Below are 3,146 nucleotides of genomic sequence, written 5' to 3'. Positions count from 1 at the left end.
GCGCCGGTCAGCAGCCACTGCACCGAGTTCGGCGAGGGCGCGCCGGTCGCTTCGGTGAACCGCACTGGGTCTGATGGAGGCCCTCACGGTGGGATTCCGACCGGGTCGTGGTCGGTCCGGTGGGCAGCGTAGAACGCCTGCTCGTACTCGACGGGTGGGATGTCGCGGAGGTAGCTGTGCAGCCGAGCGGTGTTGTGCCAGTGGACCCAGCCCAGGGTGGCCAGTTCGACGTCCTCGACGGTCTTCCACGGCCCTGCCCGGGTCGGCCCGCGGATCAGCTCGGCCTTGTAGTAGCCGTTCACGGTCTCGGCCAGAGCATTGTCGAAGGAGTCCCCGACGCTGCCGATCGAGGGAAGCGCGCCGATCTCGGCGAGGCGCTCACCCCAGCGCAGCGAGGTGAACTGCGAGCCGGCGTCGCTGTGACACCGCAGCCCCTCGAGCCGGGCACCGCGCGACCAGCGGGCCATCTCCATCGCGTCGAGCACCATGCCGGTGCGCATGTGCGAGGCCACCCGCCAGCCGACGATCATGCGGGAGAACGCGTCGACGATGAAGCACACGTAGGCCACCCCGGCCCAGGTCGCGACGAAGGTCAGGTCGGTGACCCACAACTGGTTGGGAGCGTCGGCCCGGAACGCACGTTCGACCAGGTCCGGGTGCCGCGCGGTGGTACTCGGATCCGCTCGGGTGGTGCGGACCCGCTTGCTGCGACGAGCGCCCTCGATCCCGGCGACGCGCATGAGCCGGGCGACCTGGTCGCGGCCGACGTCGAGCCCGGCGCGGCGGGCGGCCTTGTGCAGCTTGCGGGCCCCGTAGACGCGGTAGTTGTCCTCCCACAGCTTGATCAGCTGCGGGGTGAGTTCGGCGTCACGCAGGGCTCGCGCCGAGGGCGGGCGGGTCTTGGCGGCGTAGTAGCTGCTCGGGGCCACCTGCAGCAACGTGCAGATGAACTCGACCCCGAGCGGTCGCCCTTCCACGACCTCGGCGCGGTGCGCGTCGACGAACGCGACTATCTGCGGTACCGGCGGTCGAGCTCCGCCCCGAAGAAAGTCGCGGCCCGCTTGAGGACCTCGTTGGCCCGGCGCAGCTCGCGGACCTCCTGCTCGAGCTCGCGCACCCGCGCCGCCTCATCGGTGCTCACGCCGAGCTCATGCCCGTCGTCGATGTCGGCCTGGCGTACCCACAGCCGCACCGACTCCACCCCGTACCCGAGCTGATCGGCCACCCGCTTCACGGTGCCGTGCTCGCTGCCGGTCTCGGCCCGCAACGTGCGCACCATCCGTATCGCCGCGGCCTTCTCCTGCTCGGTGTACCTGCGCGTGGACGGCTTACCCGCCGACCGCTCCTGGGGCATGAGGACATCCTCGTTTCCAAGCTCACGAGCCTCCACTGCACCCAGTGCGGTTCATCGGAGATCGTCCAGCCGTTCTTGCGTTCCAGCGCCGCCATCAGCGACCGGACATAGCCCGCCGCCCGGACCCGAGGCTCGCTACGCCGAAACCGCGGCGCCAGCAGCGTCTCGACCAGCGAGAACTCGCCTGCCCACGCCTCGACCTCGGCCACACCCACATCGTCGCCCACCGACCAGACAAGATCTTATCCGGCCGTCGCAGCCAAGCCGACACGCCGGACCACCCCGCCACAAATCAGGCTGTAGTACTAGCAGGGCGAAGACGGGATTACCCGCCATCATGGCCACCATCATCGACGGATCCAGGTCTGCAGCGGAGCCCAGCTCGGCGTCGGTGCCGATGAGGTTGGCGGTACCCAGGAAGGCGCCGGGACCGACGAAGATGAGGGTGGGGCCGAGTCCGAGCGCCAGTACCAGGACATAGAAGATCAGCACCACGTGCGTCGCGAAGAAAACACGAGTGGGCGTGTGTTGCCTTGTCTTCATGTTGCAGCCTGCCTTCCTCCCGCACCCCGCCCGTACTCGCTAACCAGCGACTCCAGGACGTGTCCACGCTGGCAAGTCGGCCCTTTCATCCGTCATCAGCGGGCGACCCGGTGGTCGGTGCGGTGGCTTTCCAGTCGTGAGGAGAGGCCAGCAGCCCCAGGAAACGGTCGACGTCGTACATCGCGGCTTGGGCGGCCGGTGCGAGCGTCGGTAGGAACATGTCGAAGGCGTGGTCGGTGCGGGGGAACTCCACATACACCGACGGGACGCGGGCCTCCTGGAGCTTGCGATGCAGCGCGACCTCTCGACGGTGCCTCGAGAGGTAGACGTCGTGCTCGCCGACGAATTGCAGGGTGGGCGGCGTGTTCGGGCCGACATGAGTGATCGGCGACACCCGTCGGTAGAGCTCGGACCAGTCATCGGGCTGACCGCCGAGCAACACCTGAGGAGCCCAGTCCCCGGTCTCGTCCACGGCGATCTCGGACCCGGAGAAGCGTTCCAGGAGCCTGGTGAGCAGCCCGGCGACACGTCTCTCCACTGCAGTCCGGTTGACGACGACCTCGCTCTCCGGCCGGTAGTCGCCGGCAGAGTAGTAGCCGATCACACCCCGCACGGTGAGGTCCGTCCCGCGGAGGTCTCCCGGGGTCAGCAGCGGATGATCGGGTGTGTAGGCGGCGAGCAGCGCCAGGTGCGAGCCTCCCGATCCGCCCCCGAGGACGATGTGCCGCGGGTCGACGCCGTACTGGTCGGCGTTGCGCTTGAGCCAGGCCACCGCCCGCTTCACGTCACCCTGCATCCCTGGCACGTTGGTCTCGGGAATCAGCCGGTACGACACGTCCATCACGACGTGTCCCTGAGCGGCCAGATGCCGGAACCAGGGTTCGGTCGGCCCGCCCTTGTCGAACGCCGTGTAGCCACCGCCGTGGGTGTAGATGAAGCCGAGACCGGAGGGCGGAACCCCATCGGGAGGCGACCAGAGGTCAGCGAGCAGACGCCGGTGAGTTCCGGGCACGGTCGCGAAGGCGACGTCCCGCACGACGCGTGCCCCCGACGCGACCGGGACCTTCCAGGTCCAGCGTCGAGCCAGCATCGCGCCCTGGGCACGGGCGGGAATCCGCTCGCGCCACTCCGTGCCGAACGCGGCATCGAACTCACCCTCGGCCGTCACCACCCGGCGGGTGTACATCGCGTTCACCGGCTCTTCCGGAATCAGAGTGCGAGAGATCCGCAGTGCAGCAGGGACCGGATG

2 protein-coding genes are annotated in these 3,146 nt (G+C 68.9%); both read right to left on the bottom strand.

What is annotated here, in order from left to right:
- Positions 1–83: 83 nt before the first annotated feature.
- Positions 84–1,354, bottom strand: a protein-coding gene (locus PHK61_RS31620) for an IS3 family transposase (RefSeq protein WP_274285011.1) whose coding sequence is annotated in 2 segments (ribosomal slippage) — positions 84–1,051 and positions 1,051–1,354 — 1,272 coding nt in all. Because the reading frame shifts where the segments join, the coding sequence is not laid out codon by codon here.
- A gap of 628 nt (positions 1,355–1,982) precedes the next feature.
- The coding region (locus tag PHK61_RS31615; protein WP_274285010.1) for an alpha/beta hydrolase at positions 1,983–3,146 on the bottom strand (1,164 nt) is incomplete at its 5' end.

It is taken from the genome of Actinomycetospora lutea (assembly GCF_028737205.1).
GTDB classification, from domain to species: Bacteria; Actinomycetota; Actinomycetes; order Mycobacteriales; family Pseudonocardiaceae; genus Actinomycetospora; species Actinomycetospora lutea.
This window is presented reverse-complemented; position numbering and strand designations above follow the sequence as displayed.